The sequence below is a fragment of the Streptomyces sp. NPDC056883 genome (genome assembly GCF_042788835.1).
GTDB lineage: Bacteria > Actinomycetota > Actinomycetes > Streptomycetales > Streptomycetaceae > Streptomyces > Streptomyces stoeckheimensis.
The window spans coordinates 76,195-77,366 of record NZ_JBHUBS010000024.1 but is presented as its reverse complement, the minus strand read 5'-3'; the positions used below and the strand labels follow the sequence as shown (position 1 = coordinate 77,366).

Here is a 1,172-nt window from a genome sequence, read left to right as displayed (position 1 = left end):
CCATCCCCCCCCCCCCCCTCCACCGTTTTGTCTCGTTCCTGTTTTACGGAGTGCCCCGTGACGACGCTCCCCCCCCACAACTCCCTTCCTCCCCGCCCCCCCCCCCGCCCCACGGTGGTCACGGACCGCCGCAGGCGACGAACCCTCACCTGTGGCCGGCACCGTGCGCCGCCACGTCTCGGCACCCCCGCACCGGTGGTGCCCCATCCTGCGAGAGGACCCCATGACCGACCTGATCCAGCTCCCCCACACCGGACTCCGCGTCCCCCACACCCGCTATGCCCTCAGCGACTTCCAGCAGATGACCACCCGCAACGGCATCGCCTACAACGCCACCGTCAACGAGGGGGACCGCCGCGTCGGCATCATCGAGAACGACGGCAACGGCGGAGCCACCATGTTCTTCCCGGCCACCGGCGCCGACCGCCGGGCCGTCCACGAGTTCGCCGCCGCCTGCCGCATGGACGGTGAACCCCTGACCGAGGAGGAGGCGCTGGACCGCCTCATCGACGAGCACGAGACCGCCGTGGACGTCGCGAAGTGCGCGCGGCGGCGCGCCAGCCTGCTCCGCGGATTCGACAAGGACGAGGAGTTCGTCGCTTCCATCGCCGTCAAGGTCCCGCCGGTGTGGCTCGACCGCGACGACTCCCCGTTCCTGCCCCATGTCGCCCGCGACCTGAAGGCCAGTGAGCCGGAGGTGACCGTCTGGCAGTTCTGGACCGGGGACCAGTGGAAGCCCCTCGCCCTCCCTGCCGTACCCGCCTGAAACCCGCTGCTCAGAGGCCCTTTTCCGCTATGGATTCAGGCCCAATGCTGGTAATATTGAGCTCGTTGGAAGGGGGTGGCGCCCCGGACAGCGCACCACCACTCGAAACCCGAACCGGAAGGCCCGACATGGCCGCGTACATCGACCTTGAAGACCCCTGCGACGACTGCGGCGCGGACGAGGGGGAGCCCTGCGACTCCGAGTGCGAGCACTACGACGAGGAGCGCGACAGCGGCTACACCCGCGAGATCGAAGCCCCTTCGCAGTACGAGGAGCCGGTACCGCCCGGCTGGTAGAAGGCAAGCCCGCCGGGGGGGGGGGGGGGGGCCCCCCCCCCCCCCCCCCCCCAAACCCCCCCCCCCCCCCCCCAAAAAAAGCCACCCCCCCCAAGGATCCAAAACCCAAC

2 protein-coding genes are annotated in these 1,172 nt (G+C 70.2%); both read left to right on the top strand.

Features of this window, described 5'->3' with window-relative positions; all coding sequences use genetic code 11:
- Positions 1-223: 223 nt before the first annotated feature.
- A complete protein-coding gene (locus ACFRU2_RS37365) occupies positions 224-766 on the top strand; it encodes a hypothetical protein (protein WP_382980682.1) in 543 nt (180 codons plus the stop codon).
- A 128-nt stretch (positions 767-894) separates the two neighbouring features.
- Positions 895-1,062, top strand: coding sequence for a hypothetical protein (locus ACFRU2_RS37360; protein ID WP_382980681.1), 168 nt, complete (start codon positions 895-897; stop codon positions 1,060-1,062).
- The last annotated feature ends 110 nt before the right edge of the window (positions 1,063-1,172 follow it).